Raw genomic sequence first — 19319 nt, 5'->3', positions numbered from 1 at the left:
TGAAAGTCCCCATCAAACTTTGATTGATGGCATACGGACGCGGGGTGGAGCAGTTTGGTAGCTCGTCGGGCTCATAACCCGAAGGTCGTCGGTTCAAATCCGGCCCCCGCAACCAATTCTCTTAATGAGAATCTGCGACACTAGCTCAGTTGGTAGAGCGCAACCTTGCCAAGGTTGAGGTCACGAGTTCGAACCTCGTGTGTCGCTCCAGTTTTATCGCTCTCATCGTGCTTAACGGTGAAAGTCTTCATCAAACTTTGATTGATGGCATACGGACGCGGGGTGGAGCAGTTTGGTAGCTCGTCGGGCTCATAACCCGAAGGTCGTCGGTTCAAATCCGGCCCCCGCAACCAATTAAATCTGAAATGGTTTGTAGACCAACTCAGTTAAGAGTGAGACAGTTCAGCTCTTAGTGATAAGGCATCGTGCCTGTTCATCCAGATTCTCCTCAGATACCCAATATCTGATTAGGCCAATAGGCCGCCGCTCTTTACCTAATGCTGTGAAGCATAAACAATCAAATTATAAAGAGTCCTCCCTTATGGGTGGGCGTTTTTATGTCTCTACTTTTATTCATCAATCCGTTGTTGGTGTGAGTGCTCGAATGGCAGGCTAAGCGCATTCTGGGGTAGACAAAACTGTCAACAGACTTATCCACAGATTTCACTGTGTGGATAACTTGGTGAGTAACCTGAGATCATATCTAGATAAACATGTTGGGTAAAAGATCTTCGGATTGTTCTGTGAATATTCTTTTATTTCAATGTCTTCATAAGTGTATGTTAATAAAAGAATTATTGGGATTTTTTCGTGATTTTAAGAGTCTGTTTGCTGTTCAATACATGATATTGTTTTGATCTATGTCATTTGTGACTTATGTGGTTAACTTCTTAAGTTGAAAGAAAACGTGCAATAACGCTTTCTTTTTTCCACATTGATGTTTTTAGACCGAAATCAAATTTTATTGTGAAAAATGGGCTAGGTTCATGCATCTCTTGGTAAACCTTTCTGCACTATTCTTATCAGCCTATTGAGCTTAGTCGAAGAGTTTGGAATTTGGGCAATTTGTTGTTTCAAGGCCCAATGAATATGTTCGTCCAGTATATCGTTTAATCCTTGACGCTGTTCTAAGGCTTCAATGATTTTAGATGAATACGGGGCATTGCCCATAGCGATAGATAAATTTCTTAACCATTTTATATGGCCTATTCTTCGTATCGCTGAGCCTTCCATATTTTTAAGAAATGTTTGCTCATCCCATGTAAACAAGTTAACGAGATCAGGAGATGAAAACGCCTCTCTGCGATGGAAATCTGTCTGCTGGGTTAGGTCGGAGAAGCGGTTCCAAGGACAGACTAACTGGCAATCATCACAGCCATAGATTCTATTGCCCATCGCTTGGCGAAATTCTTCTGGGATAACCCCGTCAAACTCTATGGTTAAATACGATATGCAACGTCTGGCATCAATAACACCGTCTTCGACGATGGCTTGTGTCGGGCATGATGTAATACATGCTGTGCATTTACCACATGCCTCTTCACTCGGTTTATCGACCGGAAGCGGTAGAGTAATGAGTAGCTCTCCGAGGAAAAACCATGAGCCACACTCTTTATCAAGAATCAGAGAGTGCTTGCCTGTCCAACCCAGCCCTGCTTTTTGAGCCAAAGGTCTTTCTAAGATCGGGGCTGAGTCTACAAAAGGTCGGTACCCGAACTGTCCAACTTCCTGCTCTATCTTTAGTCCCAATTTTTTGAGCTGATTTCTCACCAACTTGTGGTAGTCTCGCCCTAACGCATAACGGCTAATATAAGCCTCAGTAGGGTTGGAGAGGTTTGAAGCGAAATGCGCTTCTGGTGGAAGGTAGTTCATACGGACACTAATAACACGGACGGTGCCAGGAAGAAGTTCATCTGGCCGTGCTCTCATCATCCCATGACGGGCCATCCAGTCCATTTCTCCATGATACTCTGCGTCGATCCATTTCTGCAGTGCTTCTTCATGGGCGCTTAAGTCGATATCGCAAATCCCTGCTTTTTGGAAGCCGAGCTCTTTTGCCCAAACTTTGATCTTGTTTGCAAGCTCTTGGTAGTTCATGCTATCGACTCGGGTGCGGAAAGGCTAGAAGGAGGATCTTAACGGATCTTTTTCTATGAATCTAGCCAAGAAAAAAGCGAATTTATGCAACAATTGCAGAAATTTGGTTTTTAATTACATAACAATGCTTGTCTCCCAATTCCAACCCAGTTTACTATTCCTGTTCTTTTGATTTTTATATAGTCACTCAGTAGAGATTGATCTTCATGACCAAGAAACAATTTGCCCTAAAAGATGAGCACGCCACGATTCAGTTAGGGGCAAGGCTGGCAAGCGTGTGCTCACAGCAGACTACCGTCTATCTTCATGGTGACCTAGGCGCAGGTAAAACGACATTCAGTCGTGGTTTTGTGCGAGCTCTCGGACATCAAGGTAATGTGAAAAGTCCAACCTATACGCTGGTGGAGCCGTATCAACTTGAAGATTGGCAGGTTTATCACTTTGATCTTTACCGGTTGGCGGATCCAGAGGAACTCGAATTTATGGGAATACGGGACTATTTTACTCCTGATGCCATTTGTTTGGTTGAATGGCCCGAAAAGGGTAAGGGAATGTTACCTCTTGCTGATTTGGATATTGAGTTACGTTATGACGGCCAAGCTCGTGTGGTAGAGCTTATTGCGAATAACGACTATGGGTATAAATTACTTGCGCAGTTGGAGCTATGTTAATCAGTCAATTTTTTCGTTCGGGTTGTGTTTCGTTAGTTGTCGTTTTAGGTCTGTTGCCCACGTATTTGTGGGCAAATGCACTTGAAGGGATACGTGTTTGGCCTTCGCCTGATGAGACAAGAGTGGTGATAGATCTCACCTCTGAAGTAGAGTTCAGTTATTTTACTTTGAGCAGCCCACAACGTTTAGTGGTTGATTTAAAGCAAACATCGCTTGGTACTCGGTTGCCAATCAAAGTATCAGATAGCCCAGTTTTAAAGAAAATCAGAAAAAGCTCACCCCCGCAAAAAGGCACATATAGGCTTGTTTTCGAACTCAAACGAAAAGTTGCCGCTCAGTTGTTTAAACTGGCCCCTACCCCTGGTGGTCAATACGGTCATCGTTTGGTGATTGATTTACCCCATCAATCTGCCGGCTCTTCAGGTACGACTAAAACGCCGAGTGTGACTGCAAAGGTGAATCGACACGCTTCTCAATTGCTCGGTACGGCGGATATTGTCGTCGCGATTGATGCTGGGCATGGTGGCGAGGACCCTGGTTCTATTGGTCCTTCTCGCAAGTATGAAAAACATGCGACTCTTGCTGTGTCAAAGAAAATGGCTGACCAGATTAACGCTGTCCCAGGAATGAAAGCGGTCTTAACACGGAGAGGAGATTACTTCGTTAACCTCAATAAACGGTCTGAAATAGCACGCAAAAATGAAGCGCACTTATTGGTATCGATTCATGCTGATGCATTCCGCTCCCCACAGCCACGTGGAGGCTCAGTTTTTGTTCTCAATACTCGACGAGCCAATTCAGAAATCGCTCGTTGGGTAGAAAACCATGAGGAACAATCTCAATTGTTAGGGGGGGCCGGAGAGGTGCTCGCAAAAAATACAAGCGATCGCAACGTGAGTCAGACGTTACTGGATCTCCAGTTTAGCCATTCTCAGAAAGAGGGCTTTAAAGTGGCGACTCAGATCCTCAAACAAATGGGGAAATCGGGTATTAAATTGCACAAGAGTAAGCCCGTTAATGCCAGTTTGGCGGTGCTGAAATCACCGGATATTCCTTCTGTTTTGGTTGAAACAGGCTTTATTTCGAATCCGACAGAAGAGAAATTGTTATTCCAGCGTAGTCACCAAGACAAATTAGCTCGAGCATTAACAAAAGCAATTGTGCAGTATTTTGAAGCTAACCCACCGGAAGGTACTTTGTTCGCCAATCGAGGAAAGAGCCTTCAGCATAAAGTCCGGCGCGGTGAATCACTTTCTGTTTTGGCTAAGAAATATGGGACGACGACCACAGCGATTATGCAGACTAATAAGTTGAAAAGTTCGAGTCTTGCAATTGGCCAATTACTGACGATACCGAGTGCCAAAAGTGGCGTTACTATTCCCGAAATGAGTAATCCAGTAGAAACTAAGACCGTCACCCATACGGTGCGTCGAGGTGAGTATCTTGGTAAAATTGCATCTAAGTATAAGGTGTCAGTCTCCGATATTAAACGAGAGAATAAACTCAGTTCGGACACCTTGGTATTAGGGCAAAAATTGCACATTACCGTCAGTTTGACCGACCAGCCTGTGCGTAAGCACAAAGTTAAGCGCGGAGAGTTTCTTGGCAAAATAGCCAGTCAGTACAATGTCAGTGTCAATATTCTTCGTAGTGCAAATAATCTACGTTCTGATGAACTGGCTATTGGACAAATTTTGATGATTCCAAACAAATAAGCCATAAGTATGACGATTAAAACGTTACCAGCGCGACTGGCGAACCAAATTGCAGCGGGTGAGGTCGTAGAAAGGCCCGCTTCAGTGGTAAAAGAGTTAGTTGAAAATAGCTTGGATTCTGGTGCAACCCGTATCGATATTGATATCGAAAAAGGGGGGACTAAACTCATCCGAATACGAGACAATGGCAAAGGCATTGTCAAAGATGAGCTCGGTCTGGCATTGAGTCGTCATGCTACCTCAAAAATTCATTGTTTGGATGATCTTGAAGCGATCATGAGCCTTGGGTTTAGAGGTGAGGCATTGGCGAGCATTAGCTCTGTTTCACGCCTGACTCTGACCTCTCGCCCTCCGACACAAGAGCAAGCTTGGTCTGCGTATAGCGAAGGTCGTGAGATGCAAGTTAAAGTGCAACCCGCAGCCCACCCTGTGGGAACCTCGGTTGAAGTACTGGACCTGTTTTTTAATACGCCTGCTCGCCGTAAGTTTCTGCGCACAGAAAAAACGGAATTTACCCACATTGATGAATTGCTAAAACGGATAGCATTGAGTCGCTTTGATGTCACTATCAACCTGAGACACAATGGTAATATGGTAAAGCAATATCGTGCGGCAAAAACACAGGCTCAAGAAGAGAAACGTATTGCGGTTGTTTGCGGGCAACCTTTTGTCCGCCACATGTTGCGCATTGAGGTGGAGCATCATGGGCTGACATTGACAGGTTGGATCACCACTCCTGAAGGGGCTCGTCAACAAAGCGATTTACAATACTGCTACGTCAATGGCCGGATGATGCGTGATAAATTAATTAATCATGCCATTCGTCAAAGTTATGAAACCAGTCTACAGCCTAATCAATTTGCAACTTATGTGCTGTTTATCAGCATAGACCCGCACCTGGTTGACGTTAATGTGCACCCAGCGAAGCATGAAGTCCGTTTTCATCAAGCGAGACTGGTCCATGATTTTATTTATCAGTCGCTCAGTGATGCATTGGTTCAAAGTAAGCAAATTGATAAACCGCAGCTAAACGCCTCAGCATTCCACCACCCAAGCTCGGGTAATCATCTCTTACCTGAGACTGCATCGCTCAATGTGGCCTCTGAGTCCGACACTGATGCTGTGGGAAAAATGCCCGCGTATCCTAACCAAGTGAATTATGTCGCTGAGACTCAGCCTAAGAATGAGTGGTCAGCCAAGCCCTCATCGGCGAAGGTGGTCGAACGGCCTTCGGCACAACCACTCAGCCAACAAGCCGTCAAAGTATACAAAGCGTTGCTTGATACCCCTAAAAATGAAATCGGCCAAGAAGCAACCTTGCAACCTTTCCCTGATTCGCAAAGGGACTTTACGTCAGACAAGAAAGTTATCGGTGAATTAGGTAAAGCCATTATGGTGACTCAAGGTCAGTATTTGCTGATGGGCGACAAATCAGGCGTTCAGTTGGTATCGCTCGCCAAAGCGGAGTGGTTGCGTACCAAAGGGCAGCTATGCGTTGGTGATGGAGACTTAAAGAGCCAACCTTTATTAGTGCCTTTATCGATTCAGTTAAATCATGCTCAAATGGAAGCGGCCAATCAACTCAAACCTGTTTTTTCTCGACTTGGTATTGAACTCAAAAAAAGAGTGGCATCTTCTGTTTTAGTCATGGGTGTTCCTCAGCCACTCCGTCAGCAAAACTTACAACTATTGATGACGGATCTGCTATCGTATGCGGCTACTCAATCAGAAAAACAGCATATCTTGTCGAATGAAGAATTATCTCATTGGATAACCCACTATATCACGCAGGTTAAAAGCGACTACACTTTGTCGGAAGCGATACAGCTCATTGCTGAGATAGAGAGGCTCTGGCAGGGAAAACTGCCCTTTGAAGACCGTTTATTCGTTCAGCCTGTTGATTTTTCTGCAACGATTGCAGCGATGAAATTATGAAAAGAGAACTTCCATTGGCTCTATTTTTAATGGGCCCAACCGCTTCAGGTAAAACCGAACTTGCGATTCGTTTACGTGAAAGATTTCCGGTTGAAATTATTTCTGTGGATTCGGCGTTAATTTACCGAGATATGGATATAGGGACCGCAAAACCGGATGCTGACGAGCAATTACTGGCTCCACACCGTCTCATCAATATTTTGGACCCGAGCGAGACTTATTCAGCGGCGGACTTTCGCCGGGATGCGCTTCATGAAATGAATAATATTGTTGAGCAAGGTAAAATTCCTTTGTTGGTCGGTGGAACCATGCTCTACTACAAAGCGTTACTTGAAGGTTTATCACCCCTTCCTGTTGCAAAACCTGAAATACGCCAGCAAATTGAGCAAGAGGCATTGACTCAAGGCTGGGACGTACTGCACGATCAGTTAAAAGAGATAGATCCCATTTCCGCAAAGCGAATCCACCCTAATGATCCGCAAAGATTATCTCGGGCATTGGAAGTTTATCGGATTTCGGGTAAAACTCTTACTGAACTGACTCAAACCAAAGGCGAAAGCCTGCCGTTTCGGGTCAAGCAGTTTGCTATAGCTCCCAAGGAAAGGGCTGAACTCCACCGCCGGATCGAGCTGAGATTTGAAAAAATGATGGAAGCGGGTTTTGAGCAAGAGATGAGAGCGTTATTTGCTCGTAGTGATCTTCACCCCGATCTTCCTTCTATTCGATGCGTCGGTTATCGGCAAATGTGGGATTATTTGGACGGGAAAAGCACCTTAGATGATGCAGTTTTTAAAGGTATCTGTGCGACCCGCCAGTTGGCCAAGCGACAAATCACCTGGTTACGCAGCTGGGATGACTTAACTTGGTTAGATAGTGAAAACATTGAACAAGGTTTGGAAACCATTTCTAACGTCATAGCGTCAGATGGTTTCAACTCAGTATAATGTGATCGCTTTTGCGTGAATGTATCCTGTAAACAATCTGTGACTTGAAATTTGGCGGCATAGCCTTCATAACAGAGTGTGAGAGGGTGTTTTATTCGTTAAGCTCAGATGCAAAAGCCTCAGTTAAGATGGCGATGCAACGCGAGCGAGATAACGAGAACAAAATTACAAAATAAGGAAAATAAAATGGCTAAGGGGCAATCTCTTCAAGACCCATTCTTAAACGCATTACGTCGTGAACGTATCCCAGTATCTATCTATCTGGTAAACGGAATTAAGTTGCAAGGTCAGATAGAGTCTTTTGATCAGTTCGTGATCTTGTTGAAAAATACAGTCAATCAAATGGTGTATAAGCATGCAATCTCAACGGTCGTTCCTGCACGTCCGGTAAGCCATCACAGTGGTGAACGCCCTCAGAATGGTGACCGTCCACCAGAGAAATCAGAAGATTAAGTCTCTGTTTTACATGATTTTTATTCAGTTTAGGAGTTGATAGCTTGTTTGACCGCTATGAAACCGGGGAACGAGCCGTACTTGTTCATATTAACTTCACGCAAGAAGGGGAGTGGGAAGATCTCAGTGAGTTAGAAATGCTGGTGTCTTCGGCGGGTGTCTTAACGTTACAAGTTGTAACAGGCAGCCGTCAATCCCCACATCCCAAATACTATGTTGGTGAGGGTAAGGCTCAGGAAATTGCTCGTGCAGTTCAGTTATCTGACGCCGATATTGTTATTTTTAATCACGCTCTTTCTCCAGCCCAAGAACGTAATCTTGAAGCTTTGTGTCAATGTCGGGTTATCGCGAGGACTGGCCTGATCCTTGATATTTTTGCGCAGAGAGCTCGTACACATGAAGGTAAATTGCAAGTAGAACTTGCACAGCTTCGCCACATATCGACTCGGCTTATTCGAGGCTGGACACACCTTGAAAGACAAAAAGGGGGCATTGGCTTACGGGGGCCGGGCGAAACCCAATTAGAAACCGACCGACGTTTACTGCGAGAGCGTATAAAGACAATACTTCGTCGCCTCGACAAAGTAGCGAAACAGCGTGAGCAAGGTCGACGGGCTCGAAATCGAGCGGAAATTCCGACCATTTCTTTAGTGGGATACACCAATGCAGGTAAGTCAACACTGTTCAATCGCATCACTGCAGCGGGTGTCTATGCAGCAGACCAACTTTTTGCAACTTTAGATCCGACATTAAGGAAGATTCGATTGTCCGATATTGGATCGGCGATTTTGGCCGACACGGTTGGATTTATTCGCCATCTTCCACACGATTTGGTCGCCGCATTTAAAGCAACACTTCAAGAAACGCAGCAAGCTGACATTTTGTTACATGTTGTAGATGCGGGTGATGAGCGTTTTCGTGAGAATATTCATGCGGTCGACATCGTATTGGAAGAAATTGAAGCCCATGAAATACCGATGCTTGTTATTATGAACAAGATTGACACCCTCGATAATCAAAAGCCTCGTATTGTTCGAAACGAGGAGGGGGTTCCTCAAACGGTGTGGGTGTCAGCAATGGACGGCACAGGTATTGAACTGGTATTTGAAGCGCTGACGGAACGTCTTGCGAATCAGATGGTTCAACATCATTTGCGAATACCGCCACAGTATCAGGGGCGTATTCGTAGCAAATTCTCTCAGATGAAATGTATTCAGCGAGAGGAATATGATCAGGGCGGCAACTTGTTGATCGATATTCGTATGCAACAAGCGGACTGGTCTAGAATTGAAAAAAGAGAAGGGGCAGTTTTTCGTGACTTTATAGTTACTTAAATGACTGCTAGAGTATAACGTCATATCAATGATGGAGCTTTCTAATGGCGTGGAATGAGCCTGGTAATAATAACGGCAACGATGGCCGCGACAATGACCCTTGGGGCAATAATAATCGTGGTAACAAGGGTGGTCGTGAGCAAGGGCCGCCAGACTTAGACGAAGTTTTTAATAAACTGAGTCAAAAACTGGGTGGAAAGTTTGGTGGCGGTAAAGGTGGTAAGGGATCATCTCTAGGCGGCGGTGGAAGCGCTATCGGCTTTGGCGCCATTGCGATAATCGCCGTTGCTGTGTGGTTTTTTTCAGGCTTTTACACCATAGGTGAAGCCGAAAGAGGTGTTGTTCAGCGACTCGGTAAGTTCAATCGTCTCGTTGACCCGGGTTTGAACTGGAGGCCACGATTCATTGATGATTATACGTCAGTGAATGTGCAGGCGATTCGTTCATTGCGTTCATCAGGGTTAATGTTGACCAAAGATGAGAACGTGGTCAATGTAGCGATGGATATTCAATATAAAGTTGATCAGCCTTACAATTATTTGTACAAGGTGACCAATGCCGATGACAGTTTACGTCAGGCGACTGACTCGGCCTTGCGAGCCGTTGTTGGTGACTCGTTAATGGATAGTATTTTGACCAGTGGTCGTTTATCTATCCGACAGAGTACCCAAGTGACACTTGAAGATATCGTTGATAGTTACGATATGGGTATAGAGATCGTTGCGGTTAACTTCGAAGATGCCCGACCTCCTGAGGAAGTAAAGGACGCTTTTGATGACGCGACCGCATCTCGTGAAGATGCACAGCGATTTAAGCGTGAAGCAGAAGCGTATCAAAATGATATTATTCCCAAAGCGAAAGGCCGTGCTGAACGCCTGCTTAAAGAAGCGCAAGGCTACAATGAAAGAACCGTTAACGGTGCGTTGGGCCAAGTGGCACAATTTGAGAAGTTGTTGCCAGAGTATCAGGCTTCCCCTGAAGTCACTCGGAATCGTCTTTATTTAGACACAATGGAAAAAGTGTATTCCAACACTTCTAAGGTCCTTATTGACTCTGAATCGAGCGGCAACTTGCTTTACTTACCGATTGATAAATTGACGGAAGGTAAAGGCAGCACTAAACCACGTACTGTTCAAGAAACCTCGACTTACGGACAGATTGAACTGGAGCCTCAATTGAATACTCAGAGTAACGAATCGTCTTCACGCTCAAGTACCACCAATCGTCAAGGGAGATATTAATCATGAGTAAGTTAACTATCCCTATCATTGTAGTGGCGTTAGTTTTGATGCTGATGTCGATGTTTGTCATTCCAGAAGGTGAACGTGGAATGGTCATTCGCTTTGGCCGAGTACTAAAAGACAATAACGACAGCGAAAAAGCACAAGCCTATAAACCTGGCCTGCATTTTAAAATGCCGTTTTTCGATACGGTTAAAACGCTTGATGCGCGTATCCAGACAATGGATGGTCGCTCTGACCGTTTTGTGACCTCAGAGAAAAAAGATGTGATCATTGATTCATACGTCAAATGGCGTATCGAGGACTTTGGTAAGTACTATCTTGCAACAGGGGGCAACTCTGCGACAGCTCAGACGTTATTGGGACGAAAAGTGACGGATGTTCTTCGTTCAGAAATCGGCTCACGTGAGATCAAACAGATCGTGTCAGGGCCACGCAATCAGCAAGTTTTGCCTGACAGTATTGATAGTGTTGAAGTGACGACGGAAGCCGCTAAAGAAGCCCTAGAGATTGATGGTGAACGAGATAAAATTATGGACAATGTCCTAAATGGAACTCGCCAAGATGCTATGGACGATTTGGGTATCCATGTCGTTGATTTTCGGATGAAGAAAATCAACTTGCCGGACAGCATCAGTAAATCTATTTACAATCGTATGCGTGCTGAACGGGAATCAGTTGCCAGACAATTCCGTTCGCAGGGCCGTGAGCAGGCAGAGGTGATCCGTGCACAAGCGGAGCTTGAAGTGGCCAAAATTCTTGCAGAAGCGGACAAAACGGCTCGCTTTACGCGAGGTGGCGCAGACGCCGAAGCCGCGAAGATTTATGCAGATGCCTTTAACAAGGATCCTGAATTCTTTAGTTTCCTTCGTTCTCTAAGAGCTTATGAGACATCGTTCAGTGATAAGAGTGATATCCTCGTGTTGGATCCAAAAAGTGATTTCTTCCAATACATGAATCACGCTGCTGGTGCGCCGAAATAATCACAAATAATCAATATGATAAAGGCTCCTAAAGGGAGCCTTTACTTTTTTAAGGAATAATAAATGTCTCACTCGTGGTGGAGCGTCATAGGGGCGGTTTTGATTGTTGAGGGCTTGGGCCCGTTGATCGCACCTAAAGGCTGGAAATCGATGCTTGGTCAGCTTATGGCACGACCTGATAACCAGCTCAGACAGGTGGGAGGTTGCCTTGTTGTGATTGGTCTAGTTGTCTTTTACGTGTTTTACTAGTAATGCGGTGGCGGCGTTTCTTCTGCCGCGTCGGCCATATTTGAGTTATCGATATTTTTGACTTTGCCGACCACATATTTCATTTGGTCTTGCATTTTGGTGATGAGCAGCTGCTGTTGGCTTAACGCATCATTGAGAGAATCAATTGTTTGTTCTTGAAATGCCACCTGACACTCAAGATCATTAAGTCTGCTTTCTAGTTGTTCAGCCTGCTTTTCAGTCATAATTAGTCATCTACACTCCACGCTTGGGCTATCCCCGCGGAGGTGCCCGAAATCACGCGATTCTGGTTATCAAAAGCAACATCATACACCACTGCTCGTGGGGGGCGAGTATCTTTTAAAGGCTCAGCCTCGAAACCATCCACTCGACTACCTGTTTGTGTATCCCACACCATAATCCGACTTGAAGGTGTACCGGTCACCAAATATTGGCCATCATCTGAAAATCGTGCACTAGAAAAGATGAGCTGGCGTGAGAAACTGCGCAGTTTGGACACCTTCTCCCCAGTTTTTAAATCCCATATGATGGCTTGGTTGCCACCATCAGAAGTCAGCGCGTATAAGCCATCCCTGTGTAAGGCCACTCGATTGACACGTTGCTCATGTTCAAAGGTATGCAGTATTTGACCTGTTTGGGTATCCCAAAGATACGAGGTGTAGTCATTTCCACCCGAAAGGGCAAAGCGGCCATTGGGTGATAGAGAAACGGAATTCACTTTTTCGTTATGAGCAAGGAACTCTAAACGGCGTCCAGTGACTAAGTTAACGTAAATCGCTTTACCATTGGAAAGGCCGAGTAAGACTTGCTCGCCATTACTGGCGATATCAACATCGCGAATTAACCCGTCTGAAATGGACCACAACCCTTTCGCTTGAGTCCAAGCTAAATCCCAGACAGCAAAGTTGATTTGTGTCGCGGTAATAGCAAATCGGCCATTATCTGAGATACGGATTCGAGAAACAGTACTGGATTGAAGATCTTGCTCGCCCAATGAGGCAAGCTGTTGACCTTCGTTGAGGTCCCAAAGTACGAGCTGATGTTCCTTAGAATAAAGTAAAGCGAAGCGGGCATCTCTGCTTAAGGCAAAACTTGTTGTTCCCAGAGGCTCAATGACCCAACGTTGATCATCGTGTGTTGAAAAAAAGCAGCCATTTAACGCTGTCATGACAAACACAAGTAGCAGAGTATGAAAAATTATTCGCATTAAAGACAAAGATCCGCTTAAGTTAACGTTTAATTAAAACGCATATTGGTTATAGTGGTACAACATGACGTCATGCACCAGTCAAAATTGAAGATTTGTGCACAAAGACAAATAGTTAGCCATTAATTGGAGAATTCGATGAAATCTATTTTTAAAGTGTCCCTGCTTGCTGCAACAGTAATGTTAGCGGTTGGCTGTCAAGATGAAGCTAAGACAGAGACAGAACAAGTACAATCAGAAACTGCAAAGACGGTTAACTTTAAATCTGAAGACGAAAAAGCAGCGTATGCGATTGGGGTTTCATTTGCTAACTACCTGAATACCAGCTTGGATAAGCCTAATGAGATAGGCATTACATTAAATAAAGATATGGTTCTGCAAGGGATCGAACACGTTTTTGCTGGCACCCCTGGGCTCAACGAAGAAGAAACTCGCGCTACCCTTGAATCTTTAGACAAGCGCGTTGCAGAGAAAATGCAAGCACAGGCGACAGAGAAAGCAGCGGCTGCCAAGAAGGCAGGTGAGGACTTCCGAACTGAATTTGAGAAGCAAGACGGCGTAATAAAAACAGATACCGGTCTCCTTTATCAAGTCATGACTAAAGCAGAAGGTGAGTTGCCAAAAGAGACCGATACCGTTCAGGTTCACTATAAAGGTACGCTGACTGATGGTACTCAGTTTGACAGCTCTTATGACCGTGATCAGCCCGCGACGTTCCCACTTAATCGAGTGATTGCGGGTTGGACTGAAGGCGTTCAGCTAATGCCTGTTGGCTCTAAATTCAAATTTGTTATTCCGCCTGAACTTGCTTATGGTGAACAGGATACGCCAAGTATCCCAGCCAACTCAACATTGGTGTTTGAAGTTGAGCTTTTAAAAATCGATGCGGGTGAAGAAGAAGTCGTTCAATAACGTAACGTTTCGAATCTGATTTGTGAAAGGTCTGACATTTGTCAGGCCTTTTTTCGTTTTGGTAGCGTGAATTATTTGTCCCAAATCACTAGATCGAATGATCGCTAGAGGTTCAATTCAAAATTTCTGATAAACTTACACCAATTTGTTGATTTTTCGCTCGAAGGCTTATCAAGTGACGACTACAGAAACTGTAAACACGGATATGTTGCTCGAAATGGACTCTGTTAATGTGATGCCATTCAGTGAGCACGATAAAATAATTTTGAGATCTTACGAAGCCGTCGTCGATGGCATCGCGAGTTTGATCGGCCCATTTTGTGAAATCGTGCTGCACTCCCTTGAGGATCTCAATACGTCAGCCATTAAAATTGCTAACGGCGAGAATACCGGGCGTCAGGTTGGTTCTCCTATCACGGATTTAGCCCTGAAAATGCTGCGTGATATTGAAGGTTCGGAGCGCAATTTCTCACGTTCTTACTTCACTCGCGCGAAGGGGGGGGTATTAATGAAGTCAATTACAGTAGCGATACGAAATGGTGAGAATCGTGTGATTGGCTTATTGTGTATCAATGTGAATTTGGATGCCCCTTTTTCACAGGTATTGCAGTCATTTATACCGAACGAAGAAGCCAAAGAAGCCGCGTCTTCGGTCAACTTTGCCAGTGATGTTGAAGAGCTGGTGGACCAAACGGTCGAAAGAAGCATCGAAGAAATTAACGCAGACAAGTCAGTCTCGAACAATACGAAAAACCGTCAAATCGTGATGGAACTCTATGACAAGGGGATTTTTGATATAAAAGATGCGATCAATCGAGTCGCTGATCGTCTCAATATCTCTAAACATACGGTCTATCTTTACATTCGACAACGCAAAACAGAGGAAGAGGAAGTGTGAACAAATTGAGCTATACCTTGGTCGTCAACGGATCGGTTTATGGCAGTCAGTCTGCACGCAGTGCCTATCAGTTCGCCTCTAGCCTTGTTAAAAAAGGTCACAATTTAACTAGCGTGTTTTTTTATCAAGACGGCGTGTCTAATGGCACATCACTGAGTGTGCCGGCTAACGATGAATTTGATCTTGTGAAAGCTTGGCAATTACTGGCCTTGGAGAATGATGTTCGGTTGGAGACATGTGTCGCCGCGGCATTACGAAGGGGGGTTGTTGGAGTAGAAGAGGCAAGTCAGCATCAATTGCTGCACAATAACCTTGCTGCGGGCTTTGAGCAGGCCGGATTAGGGAGTCTTGCCGAAGCCATGTTAACCCAAGATAGAGTGGTGCAGTTTTGAGTCCATTAACATTCCTTTTTCGCCGTGCCCCCCATGGTTGTTCATCCGGTCGCGAGGGGATTGATGCTTTGCTTGCTGCGTCAGCCTACTGTGAGGACATACGCGTCATTTTTATGGGGGATGGTGTGTATCAGTTACTTGCAGAACAGCATCCAGAAGAAATTCTGTGCAAACATTACGCACCGATGCTAAAGCTCTTTGATCTTTATGATATTGAGAAGGTCTATGTGTGTTCACAATCTCTTAGTGAGCGAGGTTTGACAAGCGCGGACTTTGTCATTGAAGTACACTCCCTCAAGAGCGATGAACTAATAGAACAATTGCATCAGCCTGGAAAGCTCCTCTCATTTTAGGAAATTTATGTTACATATCGTCAAATCGGCACAAGCCCTAGAAGATGTTAGAAAAGCCTATAGTGAAGCGGATGCTTTAATTCTAATTGAGGATGCAGTGTATGTGGCGAATTCACAACATCGATGGCATCCGCTTATTAAAGGGTTAAACGCTTCGGTACTCGCTAATGACTTGAAGGCCCGAGGCGCTTTAAATGGCGTCAGTCCGTCAATCCATATCGTTGACTATGAGGGCTTCGTTGACCTCACTGTCGAACAGGAAAGCTCGTTAACTTGGGATTGAAGCCTCCTGCTTTGAAGCAATATTCATCGACTTCATCATCCAAGTAAGCAAGTTGCACAAAAAAGATTCGTATATTTCTTGACACACCTCCCACTGCTGCATAGAATTTTGCGTCCCTAATTGTCATTGGCATTTGGGGATAGATTTTTCACAAAGCTTACTTTCAAGTAAATTCAGGAGCTAGTTAATGGCAACTATTAACCAGTTGGTACGTAAGCCTCGTGCAAAGCAGGTTGTTAAAAGCAACGTGCCTGCACTAGAAGCGTGCCCACAAAAACGTGGTGTATGTACACGTGTTTACACGACTACACCTAAAAAACCTAACTCAGCACTTCGTAAAGTATGTCGTGTTCGTTTAACGAACGGCTTCGAAGTGACTTCGTACATCGGCGGAGAAGGTCACAACCTTCAAGAGCACTCAGTGGTTCTAATCCGTGGTGGTCGTGTTAAAGACCTTCCGGGTGTACGTTACCACACTGTTCGCGGCGCACTTGATTGTGCTGGCGTAAATGACCGTAAACAAGGTCGTTCTAAGTACGGTGTGAAACGTCCTAAGTCTTAATGCGACTTTTTTTAAAAGAAAGCGTTAAGTAAGGCCAAACACTATTTTATTTATTATTCTGAAAAGTTTTGGAAAAAACCTGAAGAAGACAACGGAGAATATCCATGCCACGTCGTCGCGTAATTGGTCAGCGTAAGATCCTTCCAGATCCTAAATTCAAATCTGAATTGCTGGCAAAGTTCGTTAACATCCTTATGGTTGACGGAAAGAAATCTACTGCAGAGAAAATTGTTTACACTGCACTAGATGCTATGGCTGAGAAATCTGGTAAAGATCACTTAGCTGTATTTGAAGAAGCTCTTGAAAATGTTCGCCCTGCGGTAGAAGTTAAATCTCGCCGTGTAGGTGGTTCAACTTACCAAGTTCCTGTAGAAGTTCGTCCGGTTCGCCGTAACGCGCTTGCTATGCGTTGGTTGGTTGAAGCTGCGCGTAAGCGTGGTGAAAAATCTATGGCTCAACGCCTAGCTGCTGAAATGCTAGAGGCGTCTGAGAACAAAGGTACTGCGGTTAAGAAACGTGAAGACGTTCACCGCATGGCTGATGCTAACAAAGCATTTGCTCATTACCGTTGGTAATACCTTTCAGTGCCACGAGATCCCTCGTGGCACTACTTTAGTTCCTATGCGTAAGCTAGGAACTATTGCTATTTCTAGAGCGAAAACTTTTTCCGCCTGCTGGGTATAGCAATAGTCCCTAATTTAAGAGGATTCAATCGTGGCTCGTAAAACACCTATTGAGCGCTACCGTAATATTGGTATCGTGGCTCATGTAGACGCAGGTAAAACCACCACAAGTGAACGTATTCTGTTTTACACTGGTCTTTCTCATAAAATCGGTGAAGTTCACGATGGCGCGGCTACCATGGACTGGATGGAGCAGGAACAAGAACGTGGTATCACGATCACTTCCGCTGCAACCACCACCTTCTGGCGTGGTATGGAAGCGCAATTCCAAGATCATCGCATCAACATTATTGATACTCCCGGACACGTTGACTTTACTATTGAAGTAGAGCGCTCATTGCGTGTTCTTGACGGTGCTGTGGTTGTGTTTTGTGGCTCATCAGGTGTTGAACCTCAATCCGAAACAGTATGGCGTCAAGCGGATAAATATCATGTTCCTCGTATGGTCTTCGTCAACAAAATGGATCGTGCAGGCGCTGATTTTCTTCGTGTTGTTGACCAAATCAAAAATCGTCTTGGAGCGACGCCTGTTCCAATCCAACTTAATATTGGGGCTGAAGATGAATTCAGAGGTGTCGTTGATCTGATCAAGATGAAAGCGATAAACTGGAATGACTCCGATCAAGGTATGACGTTTACCTATGAAGATATTCCACAAGACATGATCGAACTTGCACAAGAGTGGCGCAATAATCTTGTTGAGACTGCCGCTGAAGCAAGCGAAGAGTTGATGGATAAGTATCTTGAAGACGGTGAGCTCACTGAATCAGAGATAAAGCAAGCCCTGCGTGATCGTACTTTGAACAACGAAATTGTGCTCGCGACTTGTGGTAGTGCATTTAAGAATAAAGGGGTGCAAGCAGTACTTGACGCAGTGGTTGAGTTTCTTCCATCTCCGATTGATGTCCCTGCGATTAAAGGCGCCGACGATAATGATAACGAAGTTGAGCGTCATGCTGACGACAACGAACCGTTTGCGGCTTTGGCTTTTAAAATCGCGACTGACCCATTTGTTGGCACGTTGACTTTCATGCGCGTTTATTCAGGGGTCGTCAATTCTGGCGATGCTGTTTATAACTCAGTCAAGCAAAAGAAAGAACGATTTGGTCGTATTGTGCAGATGCACTCCAACAAACGTGAAGAAGTGAAAGAAGTTCGAGCGGGAGATATTGCTGCTGCGATCGGCCTTAAAGATGTCACAACAGGTGATACCCTTTGCGATCAGAATCATAAAGTCATTCTTGAGCGTATGGAATTCCCTGAGCCTGTGATTCAAATTGCTGTAGAACCACGCTCTGTTGCTGCTCAAGAAAAGATGGGCATTGCTTTAGGGAAGTTGGCGGCTGAAGACCCTTCTTTCCGTGTCGAAACTGACGACGAAACCGGTCAGACGTTGATTTCGGGTATGGGCGAACTGCACCTCGATATCATTGTCGATCGTATGAAACGTGAATTCAGTGTTGACTGTAATGTCGGTAAACCTCAGGTCGCGTACCGGGAAACAATTCGTGGTAGTGCGGAAGTGGAAGGGAAATTCATACGTCAATCTGGTGGCCGTGGTCAGTATGGTCATGTGTGGATCAAACTAGAGCCTGCTGAATTGGGTGAAGGTTTTGTTTTCGTCGACGATATAGTCGGTGGCGTGGTTCCTAAAGAATACATCAGTTCGGTGGCGAAAGGTATCGAAGAACAAATGAACAGTGGTGTCGTTGCAGGTTATCCGGTACTGGATATAAAAGCGACGTTGTTCGATGGTTCATACCATGATGTGGATTCTAACGAAATAGCGTTTAAGATTGCTGGTTCAATGGCCTTTAAGAAAGGGGCCCTCGAAGCACAACCTGTACTTCTAGAGCCAATGATGAATGTTGAAGTAACAACACCTGAAGATTGGATGGGTGATGTTGTGGGTGATCTCAATCGTCGTCGTGGGATCATCGAAGGGATGGATGAAGGTGTGGCGGGTCTTAAGATCATTCGTGCTCAAGTCCCTCTATCTGAAATGTTTGGTTACGCAACAGACCTACGTTCTGCAACACAGGGCCGAGCGTCCTATTCGATGGAGTTCAATGAGTACGCTGAAGTACCTAAGAACTTTGCAGAAAAGATTGTCGCAGAGCGCGGTTACCAATAAAACGGACAGATCTTTAAAAATAGCAAGACTTTTTTAAAGATCAATACGTCCAAATATTGCGCTGATGGACGTTGGCGCATAAAATAGCAAATTCTGGCGCGTCGTGATCAATAACGCTCGCGACGAATCATAACTAGGAAGGAACACGATCGTGTCTAAAGAAAAATTTGAACGTACGAAACCGCACGTAAACGTTGGTACTATCGGCCACGTTGACCACGGTAAAACAACTCTAACTGCTGCAATCTGTACAACGCTATCAAAAGTGTACGG

21 protein-coding genes and 3 tRNA genes are annotated in these 19319 nt (G+C 44.9%); 21 read left to right on the top strand and 3 right to left on the bottom strand.

The window, feature by feature from the left end; translation table 11 throughout:
* The first annotated feature begins 38 nt into the window (after window positions 1–38).
* The 3 genes from HLM86_RS19120 (at window position 39) to HLM86_RS19110 (ending at window position 353) form a co-directional block, all read left to right on the top strand.
* A tRNA-Met gene (locus HLM86_RS19120) sits at window positions 39–115 on the top strand.
* A gap of 19 nt (window positions 116–134) precedes the next feature.
* Window positions 135–210 (top strand) — tRNA-Gly (locus tag HLM86_RS19115).
* Window positions 211–276: 66 nt separating this feature from the next.
* A tRNA-Met gene (locus tag HLM86_RS19110) sits at window positions 277–353 on the top strand.
* Window positions 354–984: 631 nt separating this feature from the next.
* Here HLM86_RS19110 and queG read toward each other — a convergent pair.
* Complete coding sequence (gene queG / locus HLM86_RS19105) at window positions 985–2097, bottom strand: tRNA epoxyqueuosine(34) reductase QueG (protein ID WP_170883748.1); 1113 nt, start codon at window positions 2095–2097, stop codon at window positions 985–987.
* 206 nt (window positions 2098–2303) lie between these two features.
* On the opposite strand from queG, the gene tsaE reads away from it, so the two are divergent.
* The 9 genes from tsaE (at window position 2304) to HLM86_RS19060 (ending at window position 11622) form a co-directional block, all read left to right on the top strand.
* Complete coding sequence (tsaE, locus tag HLM86_RS19100; protein WP_076590618.1) at window positions 2304–2768, top strand: tRNA (adenosine(37)-N6)-threonylcarbamoyltransferase complex ATPase subunit type 1 TsaE; 465 nt, start codon at window positions 2304–2306, stop codon at window positions 2766–2768.
* Window positions 2762–4483, top strand: coding sequence for an N-acetylmuramoyl-L-alanine amidase (locus HLM86_RS19095; protein WP_170883747.1), 1722 nt, complete (start codon window positions 2762–2764; stop codon window positions 4481–4483). The genes tsaE and HLM86_RS19095 overlap by 7 nt, the downstream gene beginning before the upstream one ends.
* A gap of 9 nt (window positions 4484–4492) precedes the next feature.
* Window positions 4493–6418 (top strand): DNA mismatch repair endonuclease MutL, encoded by a 1926-nt coding sequence (mutL, locus tag HLM86_RS19090; protein ID WP_170883746.1) that lies wholly within the window; start codon window positions 4493–4495, stop codon window positions 6416–6418.
* Entirely contained in the window at window positions 6415–7362 is a 948-nt protein-coding gene (gene miaA / locus HLM86_RS19085) for a tRNA (adenosine(37)-N6)-dimethylallyltransferase MiaA (protein WP_076590621.1), read from the top strand. The genes mutL and miaA overlap by 4 nt, the downstream gene beginning before the upstream one ends.
* 186 nt (window positions 7363–7548) lie before the next feature.
* Window positions 7549–7815: an RNA chaperone Hfq gene (gene hfq, locus HLM86_RS19080; RefSeq protein ID WP_076590622.1), complete on the top strand. Its 267-nt coding sequence runs from the start codon at window positions 7549–7551 to the stop codon at window positions 7813–7815.
* 44 nt (window positions 7816–7859) lie between these two features.
* Window positions 7860–9149, top strand: coding sequence for a ribosome rescue GTPase HflX (gene hflX / locus HLM86_RS19075; protein ID WP_076590623.1), 1290 nt, complete (start codon window positions 7860–7862; stop codon window positions 9147–9149).
* Between the two features lie 44 nt (window positions 9150–9193).
* On the top strand, window positions 9194–10390 hold the full coding sequence (gene hflK / locus HLM86_RS19070) for an FtsH protease activity modulator HflK (protein WP_076590624.1): 1197 nt from the start codon (window positions 9194–9196) through the stop codon (window positions 10388–10390).
* Window positions 10391–10392: 2 nt separating this feature from the next.
* On the top strand, window positions 10393–11373 hold the full coding sequence (gene hflC / locus HLM86_RS19065; protein ID WP_076590625.1) for a protease modulator HflC: 981 nt from the start codon (window positions 10393–10395) through the stop codon (window positions 11371–11373).
* A 63-nt stretch (window positions 11374–11436) separates the two neighbouring features.
* Window positions 11437–11622 carry a DUF2065 domain-containing protein gene (locus tag HLM86_RS19060; RefSeq protein WP_170883745.1) on the top strand — a complete coding sequence of 62 codons (186 nt, stop codon included), beginning with the start codon at window positions 11437–11439 and terminating at the stop codon, window positions 11620–11622.
* Here HLM86_RS19060 and HLM86_RS19055 read toward each other — a convergent pair.
* Window positions 11619–11846 carry a SlyX family protein gene (locus HLM86_RS19055; protein ID WP_076590627.1) on the bottom strand — a complete coding sequence of 76 codons (228 nt, stop codon included), beginning with the start codon at window positions 11844–11846 and terminating at the stop codon, window positions 11619–11621. The genes HLM86_RS19060 and HLM86_RS19055 overlap by 4 nt on opposite strands.
* A 2-nt stretch (window positions 11847–11848) precedes the next feature.
* Complete coding sequence (locus HLM86_RS19050; protein WP_076590628.1) at window positions 11849–12829, bottom strand: WD40 repeat domain-containing protein; 981 nt, start codon at window positions 12827–12829, stop codon at window positions 11849–11851.
* Between the two features lie 138 nt (window positions 12830–12967).
* Here HLM86_RS19050 and fkpA point away from each other — a divergent pair, with 138 nt between their 5' ends.
* From fkpA to HLM86_RS19005, 9 genes are all read left to right on the top strand, one after another.
* Window positions 12968–13741, top strand: coding sequence for an FKBP-type peptidyl-prolyl cis-trans isomerase (gene fkpA / locus HLM86_RS19045; RefSeq protein WP_076590629.1), 774 nt, complete (start codon window positions 12968–12970; stop codon window positions 13739–13741).
* A 175-nt stretch (window positions 13742–13916) separates the two neighbouring features.
* Window positions 13917–14639, top strand: coding sequence for a helix-turn-helix transcriptional regulator (locus tag HLM86_RS19040; RefSeq protein ID WP_076590630.1), 723 nt, complete (start codon window positions 13917–13919; stop codon window positions 14637–14639).
* Entirely contained in the window at window positions 14636–15031 is a 396-nt protein-coding gene (gene tusD, locus HLM86_RS19035) for a sulfurtransferase complex subunit TusD (protein WP_076590631.1), read from the top strand. The genes HLM86_RS19040 and tusD overlap by 4 nt, the downstream gene beginning before the upstream one ends.
* On the top strand, window positions 15028–15384 hold the full coding sequence (tusC, locus tag HLM86_RS19030) for a sulfurtransferase complex subunit TusC (RefSeq protein WP_076590632.1): 357 nt from the start codon (window positions 15028–15030) through the stop codon (window positions 15382–15384). The genes tusD and tusC overlap by 4 nt, the downstream gene beginning before the upstream one ends.
* A gap of 7 nt (window positions 15385–15391) precedes the next feature.
* The gene (tusB, locus tag HLM86_RS19025) at window positions 15392–15667 is read left to right on the top strand and encodes a sulfurtransferase complex subunit TusB (RefSeq protein WP_076590633.1); all 276 of its coding nucleotides are present in this window, start codon (window positions 15392–15394) and stop codon (window positions 15665–15667) included.
* 187 nt (window positions 15668–15854) lie between these two features.
* Window positions 15855–16229 (top strand): 30S ribosomal protein S12, encoded by a 375-nt coding sequence (gene rpsL, locus HLM86_RS19020; RefSeq protein ID WP_004399892.1) that lies wholly within the window; start codon window positions 15855–15857, stop codon window positions 16227–16229.
* Between the two features lie 104 nt (window positions 16230–16333).
* Window positions 16334–16804: a 30S ribosomal protein S7 gene (rpsG, locus tag HLM86_RS19015; protein WP_076590634.1), complete on the top strand. Its 471-nt coding sequence runs from the start codon at window positions 16334–16336 to the stop codon at window positions 16802–16804.
* Between the two features lie 139 nt (window positions 16805–16943).
* A complete protein-coding gene (fusA, locus tag HLM86_RS19010) occupies window positions 16944–19046 on the top strand; it encodes an elongation factor G (RefSeq protein WP_076590635.1) in 2103 nt (700 codons plus the stop codon).
* Window positions 19047–19197: 151 nt separating this feature from the next.
* The coding region (locus HLM86_RS19005) for a GTP-binding protein (protein ID WP_254868837.1) at window positions 19198–19319 on the top strand (122 nt) is incomplete at its 3' end.

Source organism: Vibrio ostreicida (genome assembly GCF_013074385.2).
GTDB lineage: Bacteria > Pseudomonadota > Gammaproteobacteria > Enterobacterales > Vibrionaceae > Vibrio > Vibrio ostreicida.
This window is presented reverse-complemented; position numbering and strand designations above follow the sequence as displayed.